General features: G+C 64.7%; 19 protein-coding genes. 8 read left to right on the top strand and 11 right to left on the bottom strand.

The features are described 5' to 3' along the window. Positions 1–17 precede the first annotated feature (17 nt). Complete coding sequence (locus FPZ08_RS03260) at positions 18–1,499, bottom strand: leucyl aminopeptidase (protein WP_146288652.1); 1,482 nt, start codon at positions 1,497–1,499, stop codon at positions 18–20. A gap of 444 nt (positions 1,500–1,943) precedes the next feature. On the opposite strand from FPZ08_RS03260, the gene FPZ08_RS03255 reads away from it, so the two are divergent. From FPZ08_RS03255 to rsmA, 6 genes are all read left to right on the top strand, one after another. Next, positions 1,944–3,014, top strand: coding sequence for an LptF/LptG family permease (locus tag FPZ08_RS03255; protein WP_146288651.1), 1,071 nt, complete (start codon positions 1,944–1,946; stop codon positions 3,012–3,014). Further along, positions 3,011–4,081, top strand: coding sequence for an LptF/LptG family permease (locus tag FPZ08_RS03250; RefSeq protein WP_146288650.1), 1,071 nt, complete (start codon positions 3,011–3,013; stop codon positions 4,079–4,081). Before FPZ08_RS03255 ends, FPZ08_RS03250 begins: the two co-directional genes overlap by 4 nt. Before the next feature lie 26 nt (positions 4,082–4,107). Continuing rightward, positions 4,108–6,384: an LPS-assembly protein LptD gene (locus tag FPZ08_RS03245; protein WP_186767193.1), complete on the top strand. Its 2,277-nt coding sequence runs from the start codon at positions 4,108–4,110 to the stop codon at positions 6,382–6,384. A gap of 96 nt (positions 6,385–6,480) precedes the next feature. After that, the gene (locus FPZ08_RS03240; RefSeq protein ID WP_186767192.1) at positions 6,481–7,380 is read left to right on the top strand and encodes a peptidylprolyl isomerase; all 900 of its coding nucleotides are present in this window, start codon (positions 6,481–6,483) and stop codon (positions 7,378–7,380) included. Positions 7,381–7,427: 47 nt separating this feature from the next. Then, a complete protein-coding gene (gene pdxA / locus FPZ08_RS03235; RefSeq protein WP_146288647.1) occupies positions 7,428–8,426 on the top strand; it encodes a 4-hydroxythreonine-4-phosphate dehydrogenase PdxA in 999 nt (332 codons plus the stop codon). Continuing rightward, positions 8,423–9,265 carry a 16S rRNA (adenine(1518)-N(6)/adenine(1519)-N(6))-dimethyltransferase RsmA gene (gene rsmA, locus FPZ08_RS03230; protein WP_146288646.1) on the top strand — a complete coding sequence of 281 codons (843 nt, stop codon included), beginning with the start codon at positions 8,423–8,425 and terminating at the stop codon, positions 9,263–9,265. Before pdxA ends, rsmA begins: the two co-directional genes overlap by 4 nt. Positions 9,266–9,282: 17 nt before the next feature. On the opposite strand, the gene FPZ08_RS03225 is transcribed toward rsmA, so the two are convergent. From FPZ08_RS03225 to fabD, 10 genes are all read right to left on the bottom strand, one after another. Beyond that, entirely contained in the window at positions 9,283–9,585 is a 303-nt protein-coding gene (locus FPZ08_RS03225) for a type II toxin-antitoxin system PemK/MazF family toxin (protein WP_246132796.1), read from the bottom strand. A gap of 32 nt (positions 9,586–9,617) precedes the next feature. Beyond that, on the bottom strand, positions 9,618–9,917 hold the full coding sequence (locus tag FPZ08_RS03220) for an AbrB/MazE/SpoVT family DNA-binding domain-containing protein (protein ID WP_056229423.1): 300 nt from the start codon (positions 9,915–9,917) through the stop codon (positions 9,618–9,620). 93 nt (positions 9,918–10,010) lie between these two features. Further along, positions 10,011–11,240 carry an MFS transporter gene (locus FPZ08_RS03215; RefSeq protein ID WP_146288644.1) on the bottom strand — a complete coding sequence of 410 codons (1,230 nt, stop codon included), beginning with the start codon at positions 11,238–11,240 and terminating at the stop codon, positions 10,011–10,013. 277 nt (positions 11,241–11,517) lie between these two features. Next, positions 11,518–12,156, bottom strand: coding sequence for a guanylate kinase (gmk, locus tag FPZ08_RS03210; protein WP_246132795.1), 639 nt, complete (start codon positions 12,154–12,156; stop codon positions 11,518–11,520). 10 nt (positions 12,157–12,166) lie between these two features. After that, on the bottom strand, positions 12,167–13,060 hold the full coding sequence (locus tag FPZ08_RS03205; protein ID WP_246132794.1) for a YicC/YloC family endoribonuclease: 894 nt from the start codon (positions 13,058–13,060) through the stop codon (positions 12,167–12,169). Next, positions 13,057–14,169 carry an endolytic transglycosylase MltG gene (mltG, locus tag FPZ08_RS03200; RefSeq protein ID WP_146288643.1) on the bottom strand — a complete coding sequence of 371 codons (1,113 nt, stop codon included), beginning with the start codon at positions 14,167–14,169 and terminating at the stop codon, positions 13,057–13,059. Before mltG ends, FPZ08_RS03205 begins: the two co-directional genes overlap by 4 nt. A 146-nt stretch (positions 14,170–14,315) precedes the next feature. Continuing rightward, positions 14,316–15,578, bottom strand: coding sequence for a beta-ketoacyl-ACP synthase II (gene fabF, locus FPZ08_RS03195; protein WP_146292906.1), 1,263 nt, complete (start codon positions 15,576–15,578; stop codon positions 14,316–14,318). 42 nt (positions 15,579–15,620) lie between these two features. Further along, positions 15,621–15,857, bottom strand: coding sequence for an acyl carrier protein (locus FPZ08_RS03190; RefSeq protein ID WP_035100440.1), 237 nt, complete (start codon positions 15,855–15,857; stop codon positions 15,621–15,623). 245 nt (positions 15,858–16,102) lie between these two features. After that, positions 16,103–16,840 (bottom strand): 3-oxoacyl-[acyl-carrier-protein] reductase, encoded by a 738-nt coding sequence (gene fabG, locus FPZ08_RS03185; RefSeq protein WP_146288642.1) that lies wholly within the window; start codon positions 16,838–16,840, stop codon positions 16,103–16,105. Between the two features lie 47 nt (positions 16,841–16,887). Continuing rightward, positions 16,888–17,835 carry an ACP S-malonyltransferase gene (fabD, locus tag FPZ08_RS03180; RefSeq protein ID WP_146288641.1) on the bottom strand — a complete coding sequence of 316 codons (948 nt, stop codon included), beginning with the start codon at positions 17,833–17,835 and terminating at the stop codon, positions 16,888–16,890. 207 nt (positions 17,836–18,042) lie between these two features. On the opposite strand from fabD, the gene FPZ08_RS03175 reads away from it, so the two are divergent. Beyond that, on the top strand, positions 18,043–19,545 hold the full coding sequence (locus tag FPZ08_RS03175) for a glucose/sorbosone family PQQ-dependent dehydrogenase (protein WP_146288640.1): 1,503 nt from the start codon (positions 18,043–18,045) through the stop codon (positions 19,543–19,545). Next, on the top strand, positions 19,517–19,924 hold the full coding sequence (locus FPZ08_RS03170; RefSeq protein ID WP_186767191.1) for a c-type cytochrome: 408 nt from the start codon (positions 19,517–19,519) through the stop codon (positions 19,922–19,924). The genes FPZ08_RS03175 and FPZ08_RS03170 overlap by 29 nt, the downstream gene beginning before the upstream one ends. The last annotated feature ends 272 nt before the right edge of the window (positions 19,925–20,196 follow it).

The raw sequence follows: 20,196 nt of genomic DNA, 5'->3' as shown, positions 1-20,196 counted from the left end.
CTATTGAGGTTACAGCTTTACCGTTCGTAGTGATCCCTGACCAGACGATCGAGGAGGGCGACGCCGAAGCCGGGGGCCCAGGAGGTGTTGACCTCGGAATTGCCGGCGCCGAAGGCGGTGCCGGCAATGTCGAGATGGGCCCAGGGCGTGTCGTTGACGAAGCGCTGCAGGAACTGGGCGGCGGTGATGGAGCCGGCGGGACGGCCGACCGAGTTGCGGATATCGGCGAACTTGGATTCGATCAGCTTGTCGTAGGCCGGGGCCAACGGCATGCGCCAGAGCTTTTCGTTAGCGGCGATGCCGGCGCCGAGCAGGCGGGTGGCCAGTTCGTCATTGTTGGAGAAGAGGCCGGCATGTTCGTGGCCGAGGGCGACGACGATGGCGCCGGTCAGGGTCGCCAGGTTGATCATGAAGTGGGGCTTGAAGCGGTCCTGCGTGTACCAGAGCGCGTCGGCCAGAACGAGGCGGCCTTCGGCATCGGTATTGATGACTTCGATCGTGGTGCCGCTCATGGCCTTGACGATGTCGCCGGGGCGGACGGACTTGCCCGAAGGCATGTTTTCGACCAGGCCGATGACGCCGACCACGTTGACCGGGGCCTTGCGGGTGGCCAGCGCCAGCATGAGCCCGGTGACGGCAGCGGCGCCACCCATGTCGCCCTTCATGTCTTCCATGGAGGCGGCGGGCTTGATGGAGATACCGCCGGTATCGAAGACGACGCCCTTGCCGACAAAGGCCAGCGGGGCGGTGCCGGCATCGCCGCCGCGCCATTGCATGACGACGAGGCGGGCCGGACGGTCGGAACCCTGGGCGACGCAGAGCAGCGAGGCCATGCCGAGCTTTTCGAGGGCTTCGGGTTCGAGCACTTCGATATCGACGCCCAGGCTGGCGAGTTCGGCGGCGCGGGCGGCGAATTCGACCGGGCCGAGGACGTTGGCCGGTTCGTTGATGAGGTCGCGGGCGAGGAGCGTGCCATCGACGGTAGCGCCGCGATCGGCAATGGCGGCATCGGCAGCGGCGGGATCGGCGACGTGGAGGGTGACGGCGAGCGCGGCGGGGGCGTCGTCGGATTTCGCCGATTTGTATTTGTCGAAGCGGTAGTGGCGCAGGCGCAGGCCGGCGGCGAGTTCACCGATGGCGGCTGGTGTGGCGCCGGGCTCGTCGATGACGACGGCGACGGTTTCGGCGCGGGTGGCGGCGATCTTGGCCAGCAGCGAACCGCCCCGGTCGGTCCAGCCATTGAGGGGCACATCGGCATCGCTCTTGCCGCGGCCGAGGACGAGCAGGCGCTTGCCCCCTGCCCCCAGCACATCGAGTGCCTGGCCCTGCTTGCCCTTGAAGGCGCCGGCTTCGGCGGTTTCGGCCCAGGCGAGGCCGGTCGCAGCCCAGACGGTGGCGGCGGCGCCGGATGGCGCTTCGTTTTCGGCAGCGTAGATGACGGTGAGACCCGCAGGAACGCCGGCATGAGCGGCGGTGCGGATGGTGATGGACTGGGACATTGGGGGCCTTGGGCAGAGCGGGCGAGATTCGCGCGGTGGTGAGATTGGAGTATTCCATACTACTAGCGGGCCGTTGGCGCAAAAGCGGGTGGCGGTGGTTGTCCTCAAGCGATGCTTCCGAGCGTCGGGAGAGTTCGACACCCCTCATCCGCCCTTCGGGCACCTTCTCCCTCAAGGGGAGAAGGGGAAAGCCCGGGCACTGGGTACTGCGGTCGCAAGATTACCCCCTCCCCAGCTCTGCTACGGCCCTTTGGGCTGAGCGCCGCTACCCTCCCCTCAAGGGGGAGGGTGGGCAAAGCCGTACCGTACGGTTTCCTGACGGGTATCGCAGCGTCAATCGGGCAACAGGGCTGCGGACAATTCCGCGTATAAGGTTGTGTGCGCTTGTCTGGGGCGGCGAACTGCACCAAGGTCCGGCTCGCACCGGAGATACTGGCCGACCGCATGAAGAGACTGACAGCCTATCTTGCACGCCTGTTCGTGACGGACGCGCTGATCCTGTTCGGCGTGGTGTGCTTCCTGCTGTGGCTGGTCAACTGCCTGCGCTCGTTCGACGTAGTGTCGGTGAAGGGGCAGAGCATCTGGGTGCTGGGCGTGCAGGCGCTTTATACGATGCCGCCGCTGGCCATTGCCTTTTTCTATGTCTGCGTCGGCATCGGGCTGGCGCGGGCGCTGCAGGCGCTGCAGGCTAACAGGGAATTGCATATCATCCATACCAGCTACGGGCTGGGATCGCTGTGGCGGGCGACGGCTGTGGTAGCCGGCGCGGGCGTGGTCGGGGTGCTGTTGCTGTCGAATTTCGTCGAGCCCTATGCCTATCGCAAGCTCAATGCCCTCAGCGCCAGCATCGCGGCGGACCTGGTGAGTTCGACGCTGCGGCCGGGGCGGTTTACCCAGGTGACGCCGGGCGTGGTGCTGCTGATCGGGGGGCGCGGGCCTGATGGGGAAATCCGCGAATTCTTTGCCGATGACCGGCGGGACCCCGAAATGCGGCGGACCTATATCGCGGACTCCGCGCGGGTGGCGAGCGACGGGCAGACCTATGTGCTCGAACTGCGCAATGGCACGCTGCAATATAACAGCGACAAGGGGCGGTTTTCGGAGATCACCTTCGGGCGCTACGACGTGAATGTCGACCAATTGTCGCAACCGATCGGCCAGAGCAATCCGATGCTGGAGCGGGACACGCCGTCGCTGGTCGGCGAGGCGATGGCGACGGGGCGGTGGAGCCCTGCTTTGCTGACGCTACTGGCCAATCGTATGGCCGAGGGGCTGCGGGTGATCGGCATGGCGATGATGATGCTGGCGCTGATGGGCTTTCCGAGCGGCAGGCGGGCGCGCATCCCGGTGCCGATGGAGGCGGGCGTGCTGCTGATCGCCTTTGGCGAGCGGGGCATCAGCGCCTATAGCCCGCTGGGCACGGCAACGGGCGCACTGGCGATGATCGTGATCGCGGGTGTCGCATTGCTGGTGCGGACCCGGCCCCGCGCCCTGCCCGTGGCGGTGGCGCCATGACACGGATCGACTGGCTGGTGCTCAACCGGCTCGGCAGCCGCATCGGGGTGACGGTGTTCGTGTTCTACGGGCTGATCGCGCTGGTGGAGTCGCTCGACACCTGGCGGTTCAACTTCGTGGCCGATGCGCATGGCGTGCCGATGGCGCTGGTCATGGTGGCGGCGAGCGCGGTGAAATGGACGATCAAGACGCTGCCGGTGACCGTGCTGATGGGCGCCGCGCTGGGCTTTCTCGACCTCAAGGCCAAGCATGAGCTGACGGTGATCCAGGCCAGCGGGTTGTCGATCTGGCGCATCGTACGGGCGCCGGTCATCGCGCTGGCGCTGGTGAGCCTGGTGGTGGCACTGGGGCTCGAAACGGTCAGCACGCAGCTCAACCGGCAGCTCTACCCGACCCCGCCGGGACAGACGGCGCTGCTGACGCCGCCGGGCGAAGTGTGGCTCGAGCAGCGCAGTGGAGACACGCATTACGTGATGATGGCCACCGGCATGCGGCCGGGCGGCTCGGTGCTGGGCCAAGTGACACTGTTTCACCTGGGGGACAGCGCCGAAGAGCGTGTCGAGGCCAGCGAAGCGGTGCTCGAAGGTGGGGAATGGGTATTTCCCGAGGCGGTGGTTCGTAACCCGGACAAGCCGGCGCAAAGGGTGTTCAATTACCGGGTGCCCACCAGCTCGTCGGCGGCCGAACTGGGGCTGAAACTGTCCTCCACCGAAGACCTGACCTTCTTCGAACTGGCCGAACTGCTGCGAACCGGCGTTTCCGACCGCAGCGTAAGGACCGCTGCGACGATGCGCCTCATCAAGCTCCTGGCGCTGCCGCTGGTGCTGACGGGCTCGCTGTTCATTGCTTTTGCGTTTACCGCAGGTTATCGAAGAGGCTCTAATTATGGTCCAGCGGTCCTTTACGGGATCGTGCTCGGGTTCGTTGTTTTCGTGATTACCGAGATGGCCGACCGTGCCGGGTCGACCGGCGTTCTCGATCCCACGTTTGCGGCAGTCGGACCGGCGTTCGTGGCCATCGTCATCGGCGTGACGGTGTTGCTACACAAGGAAGACGGGCGCGCGTGAATATGAAGGCGAAGGCGAGAAGGGGGATGCCGCCGCGCCGCCTGGCCTGGGCCAGCGCGCTGCTTGCGCTTACCCTGAGCACAAGCGTTTTCGCCCAAGGCATTGTTCCACGCGATTTTTTCAGCGCCCCGGTCAACCCCGCCGCCCCTGTGGGGGTCGAGGCGAATACGCTGACTTTCGACAGCCGCACCAACATCATCACCGCCAATGGCGATGTGGTGCTGAGCCAGGGCGGCTATACGGTGACCGGGCAGAACCTGGTGTATGACCGGGCCAGCAATTCGGTAAAATTCGTCGGCGCAGTCAGTGTGCGCGACCCGTCGGGCAATGTCGCCGACATGACCGATCTCGACATAACCGGCGGGATGAAGCAGGCCTTCCTCAACTCGCTGACCATCACCACCTATGACGGGGCGCGGATCACCGCCGACAGCGTGGATTATGACGCCGCCCTGCGGACGCTGATGGAACAGGCCAGCTACGCCCCCTGCGGGGAGTGTATCGACGATGCGGGACGACGCATCGGCTGGTCGGTGAATGCATCACGCATCACCTATAATGCCGAGGACGGCTCGCTTTATCTCGAACAGCCGACGCTGTCGCTGCTGGGGATACCGGTGGCGTGGCTGCCCTATCTGTGGCTGCCCGACACCAGCGAGTCGGCGCTCGCGAATTTGCGGATGCCGCGCTACGACTATAGCGAGAAGACCGGGCATGTGCTGGAAGTGCCCTATTACGCCTATGCCAGCCGCTGGACCGACATCATCCTGACGCCGACCCTGATGAGCCGGCAGGGCTTCCTGATGGGCGCGGAATGGATCCAGCGCTTCGACAGCGGCTCGTTCCAGATCAAGGCTTCGGGGCTGTACCAGCTCGACCAGACGGCTTTCACCTTTGCCGAAGCCAAGCGCGACTGGCGCGGGGCGATCCAGACTTCGGGCGAATTCAAGCCGGTGACGGACTGGACGGTCGGCTGGAGCTATACGGCTTTCACCGACGCGGCCTATCTGAAGGATTACCTGCTCACTGTCGGCAAATCGACGGTCAACCAGGTCTATGCGACGCAGGTGAATGACGACACGTTCATCGATGCGCGGGTGCAGCAATTCAACCTGCTGGGCGATGTGGCGGCGTCGACGCAGGCGCAGCAGGGCTCGACCCTGCCGGCCTTGCGCTTCTCCCATATCGAGGAGCTGGGGCCGGGCAATGGGCGGGTCGAGATCAGCGGGCGCCTGCTGGGCGTGCAGCGCGGCGCCGATGCGACCAGGACGGTCAATGGCGTGCCCTATGTCTATGGCTACGAGGGCAACAAGCAGCATCTGAGCCTGCAGGCTGGCTGGCAGACGCAGTGGATCGGCGGCGGCGGGTTCGTCGCGACGCCCTATCTCGGCGGGCGGGCGGATGTGGCCTATTACGACGGCACCAGCCCGCTGCTGCCGGGGGCGACGACGCTGTGGAGCGCGACGCCCATTGCGGCGATGGATGTGCGCTTCCCGATGGCGGCCAGCGATGGCTCGACGGTGCACCTGATCGAGCCGATTGCGCAGGTGGCGTGGCGTGGCTCGGACACGACCAGTGTCGGCATTACCAATGACGATGCGCAGAGCTTCGTGTTCGATGACACGAATTTGTTCAGCTATAACCGCTTTTCGGGCGGCGACCGGCAGGAGACCGGGCTGCGGGCCACGGTGGGCGGGCGCTACCAGGCCAATTTCGCCGATGGCGGCTATATCGAGCTGATCGCGGGGCAATCGTTCCATATCGCGGGGGCGAATGCCTTTGCCACGCCCGGACAGGCCAATACGGCCGTGGGTTCGGGCATGGATGCGACCGCGTCCTATGCGGTGTTGGGAGCCTATGGCTCGTTCATGCCGGGGGTGAAAGTCGGCGGCAAGCTGCAGGTGGATCCGGCCGATCTGCAGGTGGCGCGGGCGGGGCTGAGCGCCAGCTACAACCAGGACGGCTGGGGCGCGGCGCTGGGCTATACCTATATGGAAGCCAATCCGGGCCAGGGCATGGTGCTGCCGCGGCAGGAAATCGGCGGGGAAGTGACCGTGCCGGTGGCGGAATACTGGTCGATCAAAGCCAACAGCTATTGGGACCTGACGGCCAATAACTGGCTGCAGGTGGGCGGTGGCGTGGTCTATGACGATGGCTATCTGGTGATCGGCGCCAATGCGACCCGCACCGGGCCGACGCATACCTCGCCCAATGACACGCGGCTCACCGCCACGTTCCGACTCAAGGCACCGGCGGGGCTCAATGTCGGCTATTCGGGCGCCGTGGCGGTTCCGGATTTCTAGGATTATCGGATTTTGGCCTCAATCATGGGGCAATTGACAGCGCGCTATTCCCGCCCCATTGAGGGCGGGTGGATTGACGCGAGGCGGATACTGACAATGGCCAAGACTGTTTGGGGGCGCGCTGCCGGCGCCATGATCATCGGCATGGTCCTGAGCCTTGCCGCGGCACTGCCGGCGATGGCGCAGAATGTGCGCGTGACGGTCAACGGCACGCCCATTACCGACCTGCAGATCGCGGCGCGCGTTAAGCTGTTCGCCATCGAAGGCAACAAGACCGGTTCGCGCGGCGCTACCGAACAGTTGATCACCGAAGCCCTGCAGGTCGAAGAGGCCAAAAGGCTGGGCGTTACCGTTTCCAATGCGCAGATCGACGAGGCGCTGCTGCAAATCGCCCGCAACATGAATGTCAGCCAGGACAAGCTGGTCGCGCTGTTGCAGCAGGGTGGCGTCAGCACCGAGACGCTGCAGGACCGCCTGCGCGCCGCCATTGCGTGGAACGCAGTGACCGAGCGGGCGATCATGCCGCAGGTGCAGATTTCGGAACTTGCCCTGGACCAGCAGGCGGCGGGCCAGGTGCAGGCCTTCCAGACCTTTGACTATATCCTCAAGGAAATCATCTTCGTGGGTGCCGGTTCGAGCGGACGCTCGGGCCAGGCCAATAATTACCGCTCGAAATTCGCCGGCTGCGACAGCGCGGTGGACCTGTCGCTCGGCTATACCGACGCGGCCGTCATCGATGTGGGCCGGCGCCATGCCACGCAGATGCCGGAAGCCATTGCCAAGGAACTGGCGGGCCTGAATGTTGGCGGCATCACCAAGCCGCGCGTGGTTGAATCGGGCGTGTCGATGCTGGCCGTGTGCGAGAAGACGCAGGCCGAAGACCTGACCTTCCTCAAGAGCGACCTGCGCGCCGAACAGGGCAACCAGGCACTGCAAGGCGAGGTTTCGACCTATCTGGCGGACCTGCGCGCCCGCGCCAAGATCATCTATAACTAAGCATTCGGGCCCCGCGGGGCCCGAGGTCTTCTTGCCTGGGGGCCGAGATGGACATGCCGCTGGCCATCAGCATGGGCGAACCCGCGGGGGTTGGTCCCGATATCGTCCTGGCGCTCTATGCGCGGCGGGATGAACTGAAGCTGCCACCCTTCTGCCTGTTCGGCGATGCGCCCTTCCTGCGGGCGCGGGCGCTGCGGCTGGGGCTGAACGTGGATATCGCCGATGTCGGGGCAGCGGGTGCCGGGGCGGTCTTCGCCCATGCCCTGCCGGTGGCACAGGTCGAAGGGCTGGTGCAGGACCATCCGGGACAGGTCTCGCAGGTTTCGGCCGGGGCGGTGATCGGCGCCATCGAGATGGCGGTGGCGGCGACGCTGACGGGAACCTGCCGCGGGCTGGTGACGGCGCCGATCCACAAGGGCGCGCTCTACCATGCCGGGTTCAAGCATCCCGGCCACACCGAATTCCTCGCCGAATTGTGCGCCAATGGCGGCAAGCCGCATCTGCCTGTGATGATGCTGGCGCATGGAGGCCTGCGCGCGGTGCCGGTCACCATCCATGTGCCGATCAAGGACGTGCCCGGGCTGCTGACGAAAGAGCTGATCGTCGAGACCGTGCGCGTGGTGGCGCATGACCTCAAGCATCGCTTCGGCATTGCCAATCCGCAGATCGGCATGGCCGGGCTCAACCCGCATGCGGGCGAAGGTGGCGGCATCGGGCGGGAGGAGCTGGAAATCGTCGGGCCGGCGGTGGCGCAGTTGCAGTTCGAGGGGATCGGGGTGGAAGGCCCCCTGCCCGCCGATACGCTGTTCTACCCGACCCATTGGGCGCGCTATGACGCTGTGGTGGCGATGTATCACGACCAGGCGCTGATCCCGATCAAGACGGTGGCCTTCGAGGATGCCGTCAATGTGACGCTGGGCCTGCCCATCGTGCGGACCTCGCCGGATCATGGCACGGCCTTCGACCTGGCCGGCACGGGCCGCGCCTCGCCGGCCAGTTTCCTCGCGGCCATCAGAATGGCCGATGCGATGACGGCGGCGCGATGAGCCAGATCGACAGGCTGCCGCCTTTGCGCGAAGTGATCGCCGAGCATGGCCTGCGCGCCAAGAAGGAGCTGGGGCAGAATTTTCTGCTCGACCTGAACCTGACGGCACGCATCGCCCGCGTGGCGGGCTCGCTGGAGGGTGTGCGCGTCATCGAGGTGGGACCGGGACCGGGCGGGCTGACGCGGGCGCTACTGGCCGAAGGTGCGCGCGAGGTAATCGCCATTGAGCGCGATGCGCGAGCGCTGCCGGCGCTGGCGCAGATATCAGAGGCCTATCCGGGCCGGCTGACCGTGATCAGCGGCGATGCCATGGAAATGGATTATCGCGCGCTGGCCGACGGCAAGACGCGGATCATCGCCAACCTGCCCTATAATATCGCGACGCCGCTGCTGACCGGCTGGCTGACGCTGGACCCGTGGCCGAGCTTTTTCGACAGCCTGACGCTGATGTTCCAGCGGGAAGTGGCCGAGCGTATCTGTGCCCGGCCGGGCGACGACGCCTATGGGCGGCTGGGTGTGCTGGCGGGATGGCGCAGCGAGGCGCGGATTGCCTTCAATGTGGGACGGCAGGCCTTCGTGCCGCCGCCCAATGTGACCTCGGCCGTGGTGCATCTGGTGCCCAAGCCGGTGGGCGATGACGTGACGGTGAAAAATCTCGAACACATCACCCGTGCGGCCTTCGGCCAGCGGCGCAAGATGGTGCGGCAGAGCCTCAAGGCAGCGGGGGTGCCGGTGGACGGCCTGCTGGCGGCCGGCGGGCTCAAGGGGGACGAGCGGGCCGAGGAGCTGCCGGTGGAGGCGTTTCTGGCCATGGCAAGGGCGCTGCCGGGGTTGCGGTAACCCCGCTTCATCCCAGCCTATTGCGCTATCGTGGCAATCTTCGCCAAGACATCTTCCATGATAAAGTCAGGGACCACATCACCCGAGGGCTTGCCCTTGCGTGCAATCATGTCCAATGCACTCAACTGGTCCACCTGGATAACGCCGGTTACGCCAGTGCCGGCACCAGAGAGGTTCACAGCAAAGCCCCTCATACGGCTATAATTCCCGACGGTGGTTATCGGACAGACCAGAGGTACACCGCCCTTGTTAAAGGCCCGAGGCGACACGATCAGCACATAGTGCGGACCCTTCTGCTCGCGGCCGGCGGCCGGTGACAAGTCGCAATGCCATATCTCCCCTCGCTCCATTGCTACAGGAGTTCCCGACCAACGGGAGGAGCGTCAAGCCAGGCGCGTTCTTCCTCACTAAGGGGGGCGTCGAAATCGCAATGAGCCAGCAGTTCCTCAAGCGTATATTTCGGGCGCCGCACTGCTGGTTCCAAAACGAGCTTTTGGTCTTCGACCTTGACGGTCAATTCCTGGCCCTCGTGCAGATGCAGCGTGTCACGCGCCGCTGCCGGCACGGTCATAACCAGCGATCCGCCCGACTTCTTGAGCCGGGTATGGCTCAAAATGCCTGGAGATAGCGCCGCACGTATGGTTTTCGCCATGACATTCAATCCTGAAATGTTGAACTATTATGTAACATCGCATTGTGAGGGCGACAAGGCCACAGCTCGGCAGAGTGCTGAAATCTGGGCGGACTACGCCCCCGCTGGCGGCTCCGGCGGATGTTCCGGCATGGGCAAAGCTGGCACGAAAGCGAGCCTGATGGCGACTAGGAGCGCCAGCAGAGCGGCGCCGCCGCTGACCAGCATGACGCCGGACCAGGCCCAGGCGGTCCAGGCGTAGCCGCCCAGCGTACCGAGGATCGAGGCGCCGAGATAATAGGCGACGAGGTAGATGGCCGAGGCCTGGGCCTTGCCGATGCGGGCGCGGCGGGTGACCCAGGCACTGGCCACGCCATGGGCGGCGAAAAAACCCATAGTGGCGATGGCGAGGCCGAGAATGACGATGATGGTGTTGTCGAACATGGTGACGGCCATGCCTGCCCCCATCAGCGCGACCAGCGCCCAGAACACCCTTCTGCGGCCTAGCCGTTGCGACAGGCCGCCGGCCCAGGTGGAGCTGACGCTGCCCAGCAGGTAGACAAGGAATATCGCAGCGATGGCCGAGTGGCTGAGCAGGAAGGGCGGCAGAGCCAGACGGAAGCCGGCATAGTTGTAGAGCGTCACGAAGCCGCCCATGAGCAGGAAGGCGCTGGCGAAGAGCCAGGGCAGAGCCGCATCGTCGAAACTGGCGCGGCAGCGGCGCCAGAGGGTGGCGAGGCCGATGGGGTCGCGGACGAATTGGCGCGGCTTGGGCAGCAGGATGGCGACGGCAATGGCGGCGGCGAGGATCAGCCCGGCGAGAATGCCGGTGCCGAGGCGCCAGCCGAGGAAATCGGACAGAATGCCGGAAATGACGCGGCCGGCCATGCCGCCAATGGCCGTGCCGCCGATATAGAGGCCCATGGAATAGCCCAGGGCTTCGGGGGCCATTTCCTCTGACAGGTAGACCATGGCCACGGCGGGGATGCCCGCCAGCGTCAGCCCCATCAGCGTGCGCAGGGTGATGAGTTGCCACCAGACCTGGGTGAAGGGCAGCAGCATGCCAAGGATAGCCGTGATGAGCAGCGCGCCGACAATCAGGCGATGGCGGCCGAGGCGGTCGGCGAGCAGGCTGGCGGGGATGAGGGCCACGGCCATGGTGGCTGTGGTGGCCGAGAGGGCCAGCGAGGCGGTGCCGGCATCGCGCACCCAATATTGCGCAAACATTGGCAACAGGGGCTGCACCGAATAGAGCGAGGCGAAGACCGAAAAGGCCGAGAGGAAGAAGGCGATGTTGGCGCGCAGGAAGGCCGGCGTGCCGCGGCGGATGGCGGGTGGGGTCATTGCGCCACGCCCTCATGGTTCGACAGGCTCACCATGAGGGCTACTGAGTATTCAGTGAAGGCGTAGGGCTGAGGGGGAGCAAGCGTACTTATGTCGGGGCCAAACACCCCCACCCTCACTCCCCTCCCCACAAGGGGGAGGGAAGCCTGTCCGGTGGCCGGGGTGGTATTGGAACACTGACATGGCCCATGCGCTTCCCTCCCCTTGATGGGGAGGGATCGAGGGTGGGGTGGGGCCGCAAGCGGGATATTCGTAGTTCATCCCGCGCTTCACCTTCTCAAAGAGAATCGATCTGGCTCTGCAAGTCCTTGACGAAGCTGGACAAGTTCAGTTGGCGTTCGCGCTCCAAGCGGGCGGAGACGAGGATGGAGCGGACGCGGGCGACGGATTTTTCCAGGTCTTCATTGACGATGACATAGTCGTATTCGTTGAAGTGCTCCATCTCGCGGCGGGCGTTGTGCAGGCGCTTTTCGATGGTGCCGACGCTGTCCTGGGCGCGGCGTTCGAGGCGGGCGCGTAGTTCCTTGATGGTGGGCGGCAGGATGAAGACCGTCACCATGTCCTTGCGGCTGTTCTTGTAGAGCTGGAGCGTGCCCTGGTAGTCGATGTCGAAGAGGATATCGTTGCCGCCAGCGAGCTGTTCTTCGACGCGGGCGCGGGGCGTGCCGTAGAAATTGCCGTGGACTTCGGCCGATTCCAGCAATTCACCATCGGCCTGCATGCGCTTGAAGGTCTCGATGTCGATGAAATAGTAGTGCTTGCCCTCGACCTCGTCGGTGCGGCGGGCGCGGGTGGTGACCGAAACGGACAGCTTGATATTGGGATCGGCGCCGAACAAAGCGCGCGAGATGGAAGATTTGCCGGCGCCCGAGGGCGAAGCGATGACCAGCATGACGCCACGGCGCTGAAATTCCATCAGCCAGATCCTATTCGATGTTCTGCACTTGCTCGCGTAGTTGATCGATCGCCGCCTTGAGGTCAAGGCCGATGGCGGTGAGCTCCACCGCATTGGATTTGCTGCACAGGGTATTGGCCTCGCGGTTGAATTCCTGGGCGAGAAAATCGAGCCGGCGGCCGACGGCGCCGCCGCCGTTTATGAGCTGGCGCGCCGAGGCGATATGGGCGGTGAGGCGGTCGAGTTCTTCGCGGATATCGGCCTTGGTGGCGAGCAGCAGGGCTTCCTGCACCAGGCGATCCTCGGGGATGGCGATATCGGCGGCGATGTCGGCCACCTGCTGGCGGAGTTTGGCGAGGATGGTGTCGCGGCTGCGGGCGGGGTGGACCTCGGCGCGCTGCACCAGGGTCTCGATTTCGTCGAGGCGGTCGAGCAGGACAGCGGCGATCTGGCTGCCTTCCTGGCGGCGGGCGAGGACGAGATCGGACAGCGCCCGGGACGCGGCGTCGAGAATGGCTGATGTCAGGGATTCCTCGGCATCGGAGGAAATGGGGCGGTCGCGCTGTTCGAGTACGCCCTTGAGGCCGAGAATGCCATCGAGGCTGGGCGGGGCGGCGGCGGGTACGGCGCTGCGCAGGTCGTCGATGGCAGCGAGGACGGTGGCGAGGGCCTGGCGGTTGACCAGCAGGTCGCCCCCTGCCCCGTCGCGCTCGACGGAGAGATTGAGGGTCAGCGAGCCGCGGGTGACCTGTTTGCCGATGCGCTGACGGATGTCGCTTTCGAGCGCATCGAAGCCGGGGGCGAGGCGCAGGCGAATATCGAGGCCGCGGCCGTTGACCGATTTCACCTCGCAGGCGAAGGACGCGCCGGGCACCGCGCCGGTGGCGCGGGCATAGCCGGTCATGCTGGCGAGGGGCTGGGTCACTCGGCTGCCGGGGCTTCGCCAGCCTGCTCGGCCTCGAGGGCCTGACGGGCGGCTTCGGCATCGGCTTCTGCCTGGGCAGCGGCTTCGGCGGCTATGCGGCGGTATTGGGCGACATTGTCCTGATGCTCGGCATAGGTTTCGGCGAAGACATGGCCCTCGCGGGGCGAGGCGCCCTTGGCCACGAAATAGAGGTAGTCGTGGGTGTCGGGATTGGCGACGGCCTTGAGGGAATCGATGCCCGGATTGGCGATGGGCGTCGGCGGCAGGCCATCGATCTGGTAGGTGTTGTAGGGGGTCTGCGCCTCGATTTCGGAGCGGCGCAGACCGCGGCCCAGTGAACCCTGGCCCTTGGTGATGCCATAGATGATGGTGGGATCGGACTGCAGGCGCATGCCTTCGCGCAGGCGATTGACGAAGACGGCGGCGACCTGGGGCCGCTCAGTGGCGACGCCGGTTTCTCGCTCGACGATAGAGGCGAGGACCAGGAGCTGTTCGGGCGTTTCGAGCGGCAGGTCGGGCTGGCGGGCTTCCCAGACGGCAGCCAGTTCACTGGTCATGGCGGCCTGCATGCGCTCGAGCACGGATTGGCGGGTATCGCCGGGCACGTAGTCGTAGCTACCGGGCAGGATGGAGCCTTCGGCGGGAAGGGTCGAGATTTCGCCCGTGATATTGGCATCGGCATTGAGGCGCTGCACGGCCTCCCAGGCGGTCCAGCCTTCGGGGATGACGACGGCGTAGCGGATCGGGTTGCCCTCGATCAGCTCGCGCAGGATATCGGCCATGCTGGCGCCGGCGGGGATGCGGAAATCGCCCTGCTTGACGGTGCCTTCGATATTGGCGACGCGGCTGCCGACCTGGAAAATATACTGATTGGAGATGAGGCCCTGTTCCTCTAGGCGCGGGCCGATGGAGGAGAGGCCGGAGCCGGCTTCGACGCGGAAGGTGGTTTCGGCGGTGAGCGGGCCTTCGCCGTAGAACTGGGAGGCGCCGTAGAGCACGATGCCGCCGGCAACCAGCAGGCCGAGAACCAGCAGCGTCAGCAAGCCGTTGAGGATATCAACGAAACCGTTGCTTGAGCGGCGGCGGCGCCGGACCTTGCGATCATTCATCGTGCTGGATCACCCTCGGAGCCCGTGTCATTGGGGAATGGACGGGTCTTGTTCAATGGTTTTGCGGCATATTGTTGATGCCCTGCGACAAAGACAAGAGGCACATCGCGGGTGACGCGATGTGCCTCTCATCAAAGCGTGGATAATCAGCCGACCTTGCGCATGACCAGGGTCGCATTGGTGCCGCCAAAGCCGAAGCTGTTGGACAGCGCCACGTTGATCTCCTTCTTGAATGCCTTTTTGGGCACCAGATTGATCACCGTGTCGACCGAGGGATTGTCGAGGTTGAGCGTCGGCGGCGCGATGCCGTCACGCATCGCCAGCAGGCAGAAAATGGCTTCGACCGAACCGGCGGCGCCCAGCAGGTGGCCAACGGCCGACTTGGTGGAACTCATCACCGCCTTCGATGCCGAGTCGCCAAGGACGCGTGTGACCGCGCCCAACTCGATCTCGTCGCCGAGCGGCGTCGAGGTGCCGTGGGCGTTGATATAGTCGATATCGGACGCAGCAATGCCGGCGCGCTTGATGGCGGCGCTCATCGCGCGGAAACCACCATCGCCATCGGGCGACGGGGCGGTGATGTGATAGGCATCGCCGGAAAGACCATAGCCGATCACTTCGCCATAAATCTTGGCGCCCCGGGCCTTGGCCCGCTCATAGTCTTCGAGGACGACGATGCCGGCGCCCTCGCCCATGACGAAGCCATCACGATCCTTGTCGTAAGGACGGGAGGCGGCTTCGGGATTGTCGTTGAAGCCGGTCGAAAGCGCACGGGCGGCGGCGAAGCCGGCCAGCGACAGGCGGTTGACGCAGCTTTCGGCGCCGCCGGCCACCATCACGTCGGCATCGCCGAGCGCAATGAGACGGGCGGCATCGCCGATGGCATGGGCGCCGGTGGAGCAGGCGGTGACCACCGAATGGTTCGGCCCCTTGAGGCCGAAACGGATGGAGACCTGGCCGGAGGCCAGGTTGATCAGGCGACCGGGAATGAAGAAGGGACTGATGCGGCGCGGACCCTTTTCGTGCAGGGTGATGGAGGCATCGTAGATGCCGCCCACGCCACCGATGCCCGAGCCGATCAGGACGCCAGTGCGTTCCTGCTCTTCCTGGGTTTTCGGCTCGACCCCGGCATCCTCGATAGCCTGCTGCGCGGCAGCCATGGCATAGACGATGAAGGGATCGACCTTGCGCTGTTCCTTGGTGTCCATCCACTCATCGGGATTGAACTTGCCCTCGGCATAGTCGCCGAGCGGCAAGCGATGAGCAATCTGGCAGGCGATATCATCGACCTGAAAGTCGTCGATCCTGACGGCGCCACTCTTTCCGGCCAGGATATTGGCCCAGGTGGCTTCAACTCCAGTACCGAGGGGCGTAACGAGGCCCAACCCGGTGACAACGACGCGGCGCAATTCCATGCTGTGCCTGCCTAACCCGGCCCAAGCCCGACGGGCTTAGCCGACGGCCTTGGTGAGGAACGACACGGCATCGCCGAAGGTCTGGATCGACTCGGCGGCGTCGTCGGGGATCTCAACCGAAAATTCTTCTTCGAAGGCCATCACCAGTTCGACCTGGTCGAGGGAGTCCGCACCCAGATCGTCGATGAAGCTGGCCTTTTCGACAACCTTCTCGGCATCCACATTGAGGTGTTCCACAACGATCTTGCGGACCCGATCAGCGACATCGCTCATATTAGACTTCCTTTTTCGAAATCGAGGTTTCGTTTCGCTTCTTATTGGCGGAGTGCCAAATCTTCAAGCACCGTTTGGCTGACTTGGCGGCAATGTAGGCGCGCTTTCGGGCGTCTGCAAGGCAGTCCACCACCGGTGCCAGCGGCGGCGAGTATCACACTTGATGGGGCTCCGCCAGCCGCTCAATGCCTCGTTTCCAAGGCTTTTGCCCAGAAGAACCCGCATAGGGAAGACCGGCCGGCCGATCAGATCATGGCCATGCCGCCATTGACGTTGAGCGTGTGGCCGGTGATGTAGCCCGCCGCGTCGCTGGCGAGGAAAACGGCGCAGGCGGCGACTTCCTGGGCGGTGCCGAGGCGGCCGGAAGGGATCGTCGAGAGGATCGACTCGCGCTGCTTGTCGTTGAGTTCGTCAGTCATGGCCGAGGCGATGAAGCCGGGCGCGATGGAATTGACGGTGATGTTGCGGCTGGCCACTTCATGGGCCAGCGCCTTGTTCATGCCGATCAGGCCAGCCTTGGAGGCGGCATAGTTGCCCTGCCCCGGGTTGCCCATGACGCCGACGACCGAGGAAATGCCGATGATGCGGCCGAAGCGCTGCTTCATCATGGAGCGCAAAACGGCACGATTGAGATGGAAGGCGGCGGTGAGGTTGACGGCGATGACCTCGTCCCACTCTTCGTCCTTCATGCGCATGAAGAGATTGTCGCGCGTCATGCCGGCATTGTTGACGAGAATATCGAGGCCGCCCATGGCCGCTTCGGCAGATGGGACGAGCTTGTCGACTTCATCGAGCTTGCTGAGATTGGCGGGAAGAATGGGGCAATCCTTGCCGATCTCCTTTGCCGTATCTTCCAGCGCGCCGAGGCGGGTGCCTGACAGCGCCACGGTGGCGCCGGCGGCGGCGAGCGCCTTGGCAATCTCGCGGCCAATGCCACCGCTGGCGCCGGTTACCAGGGCACGTTTGCCAGTCAGATCAAACATTTAGTCCTCCCGATGGAGATAGTGATTCAAGCGCTTAATGGCTTGATTCAAGTGAGTTCGGAAACGAAGGCATCGATATCGGCAGGCGAGCCGACTGATGTGGCAGTCGCTTCGGCATTGATACGCTTGGCGAGGCCGGTGAGGACCTTGCCAGTGCCCAGTTCGGCCAGATGGGTCACTCCGCCCTGACCAGTTAGCCAGGTGACAGTCTCGGTCCAGCGGACGACGCCGGTGACCTGTTCGACCAGGCGCTGGCGGATGTCGGCCGGATCGGAAATCGGGGTGGCCAGCACATTGGCGACCAGCGGCACGACGGGCGCATTCATGGTGACTTCGGCCAGCGCAACGGCCATGGCCTCGGCGGCCGGCTGCATGAGCGAGCAATGGAACGGGGCGCTGACCGGCAGCAGCAAAGCGCGGCGGGCGCCCCTGGTCTTGGCGATTTCGACGGCACGTTCCACGGCGGCTGTGGCGCCGGAAACGACGACCTGGCCGGGGGCATTGTCGTTAGCAACATCGCAGACGTCGCCCTGGGCGGCTTCGGCGGCGACGGCGCTGGCGGTTTCGAGATCGAGACCGAGCAATGCAGCCATGGCGCCATGGCCGACGGGCACGGCCTTCTGCATGGCCTGACCACGCGTCTTGAGCAGGCGCGCGGTATCGGCCAGCGAGAAGGTGCCGGCGGCGCACAGGGCCGAATATTCGCCGAGCGAGTGGCCGGCGACATAGGCGGCGTGATCGGCCAGACGGATGCCCTTGGCTTCGAGCACCCTGACAACGGCGACGCTGACGGCCATCAGGGCCGGCTGGGCGTTTTCGGTGAGGCGCAGGATATCGTCCGGACCTTCGAACATGATGGCTGAAAGGCGCTGGCCCAGGGCTTCATCGACTTCCTGGAATACGGCGCGGGCCTCGGGATAGGCCGCGGCCAGGTCCTTGCCCATGCCGACGGCCTGGCTGCCCTGCCCCGGAAAGGTGAATGCGTAGCTGGTCATGATGTGGCCCCCTCTGCGATCAGTTAGACAATCCATAAGGAGACTGTCCAGTTGCGCGGCGTTTGCCGGGAGTGTGTGGCGGAGTCAAGGCGGATGTCGAGAGGGAGAAATCAAACGCAGCAAGATCAGTGGTTTATCCGCAGTTCCGGCGCTGTTGAACGTTTTGCCGGGCCACGCGTTGATCGCTGACAACCAAGGGAGCGTCTCATGAAAAACCTGACTTCGATCTGCGCCCTGCTGGCCTGCACCGCACTGGTCGGCCCCAGCGTCGCACAAAGCCCGGATTCGTATGTGACCGGCGCCAAGCAATTCACCCAATCGGTGGTGATTACGGGACTGGCCAATCCCTGGGAAATCACGCTGGGACCGGACGGCATGCTGTGGACGACGGAGCGGACCGGCAAGCGCATCAGCCGCATCGACCCCACGACGGGTGAGCAGCATGTCGCCATCACGATCGATGAAATCTCGGCCCCGGGTGGCCAGGACGGGCTGATGGGGCTGGCGCTGCATCCCGAACTGGGCCAGGGCACCGGCAATGACTATGTCTATGCCGCCTATAGCTATGTCGACGAGGAAAAAGGCGCGGACCCGCAGGTTACCGACGCGAGCAGCCCCTATCACATGCTCTACACCAAGATCATCAGGCTCTCGTATAACGAGGCGGATGGCACGCTGAGCGACCCGGTGGACCTGATCACGGGACTGCCGGCCAGCAATGACCACAATTCGGGGCGGCTGAAATTCGGGCCGGACAATACGCTCTATTATACGCTGGGCGACCAGGGGAATAACCAGGGCGCCAATGTGTGCCTGCCGATCGAGGCGCAGCGCCTGCCCACCGCCGATGAAATCGCCGCCAAGGATTATGTCGCCTATGTCGGCAAGTCGCTGCGGCTCAACCTGGATGGGTCGATTCCCGAGGACAATCCGGAGCTCGATGGCGTGCAGAGCCACGTCTTTACCTATGGGCACCGCAATATGCAGGGCATCGCCTTCGGGCCGGATGGCACGCTCTATGCCACCGAGCATGGGCCCAAGACCGATGACGAGGTGAATATCCTGACCTCGGGCGGCAATTACGGCTGGCCGAATGTGGCGGGGCTCAACGACGACAAGGCCTATGAGCATGCCAATTGGGAGTTGGCCGCCAATCCGCCCTGCGCGGAGACCACGTTCAGCGAATATGCCATTCCCGACAATGTGCCGCATGAACCCGAATCCGCCTTCACCGAGCCGATGGTCGATCCCATCGCCACCATGTTCACGGTCGATACCGGCTGGAATTTCGTGGTGCCGGACTGCAAGGGCACCGACTTCATCTGCTGGCCGACAGTGGGCATTACCAGCGTCGAATATTACCAGGGCGGCGATGACCGCATTCCGGGCTGGGACAAGGTGCTGCTGGCGCCGACGCTGAAGCGCGGCTCGATCTATGTGCTGCCGCTCGACGAGAACGGGCAGGCCGTGGACGGCACGGTGGAGCGCTATTTCCAGACCAATAACCGCTATCGCGACGTGGCTGTAAGTGCCGACGGCAAGACCATCTATATTGCCACCGACGCGACGGGCCTGGCCGAGAATACCGAGGGCGGCACGACGAGCGAATTGGCCAATCCGGGCGAGATCATCGCCTATACCTATGCGGGCGAAGGCGACCCCAGCGCCGTTCCGCCGCCCAATGAGCAGTCGCTGCGCGGGCAGGGATGAGGCCGCCGCGGGCGAAACGGAAGAGGCTCCGGCGGAGGATGCCGCGGCGGCTGGGGACCTGCCCAGCTTCACCGAGGCCCAGGTCGCATCGGGCAAGGCCGCATTCGACGCCAATTGCGCGGTCTGCCATGGCGATACGCTGACCAACAACACCTATGGCCCGCCGCTGGCCGGCGAGTTCTTCCACGAGAACTGGGAGGGTGCGGCGGCCGCCGACCTGGTGGCCAAGGTGCATACCATGCCGCCATCTGCGCCGGATTCGCTGTCGGCCGAGGTCTATGCCGACATGGCGGCCTATATCCTGTCGGTGAACGGACTGCCGGCAGGTACGGAGCCGCTGACGGCGGAATCGGGCGGGACGATCAGCTTCGCGCAGTAACGACTGCCTGCAGCCTCCCCTATTGCGCCGCCGGCCGTTGGCTGGCGGCGTTTCTGCTTGATCTGGCGGCCCCTTTCCCCTATAGCCGCGCCAGCAATTCGTTTGGCCGGGGGCTGAACGGAGGGTTTGTTGTTTGAAAGAACGGCAAATAGGGCGATGGCCCGGCCTCCCGTGTTCCCGCTCTTTGCAAGACTGCTTTGATGCCCTTCTCGGCTTCAAGGAGGCTCCGCGCCAGATGTTGCTGTGTTTGAAACCACTGACGAAGGCGCATT

It is taken from the genome of Devosia ginsengisoli, assembly GCF_007859655.1.
Taxonomy (GTDB): Bacteria; Pseudomonadota; Alphaproteobacteria; order Rhizobiales; family Devosiaceae; genus Devosia; species Devosia ginsengisoli.
Note: the sequence above shows the minus strand (reverse complement) of the source record. Positions and strands in the feature narration are given on the sequence as shown.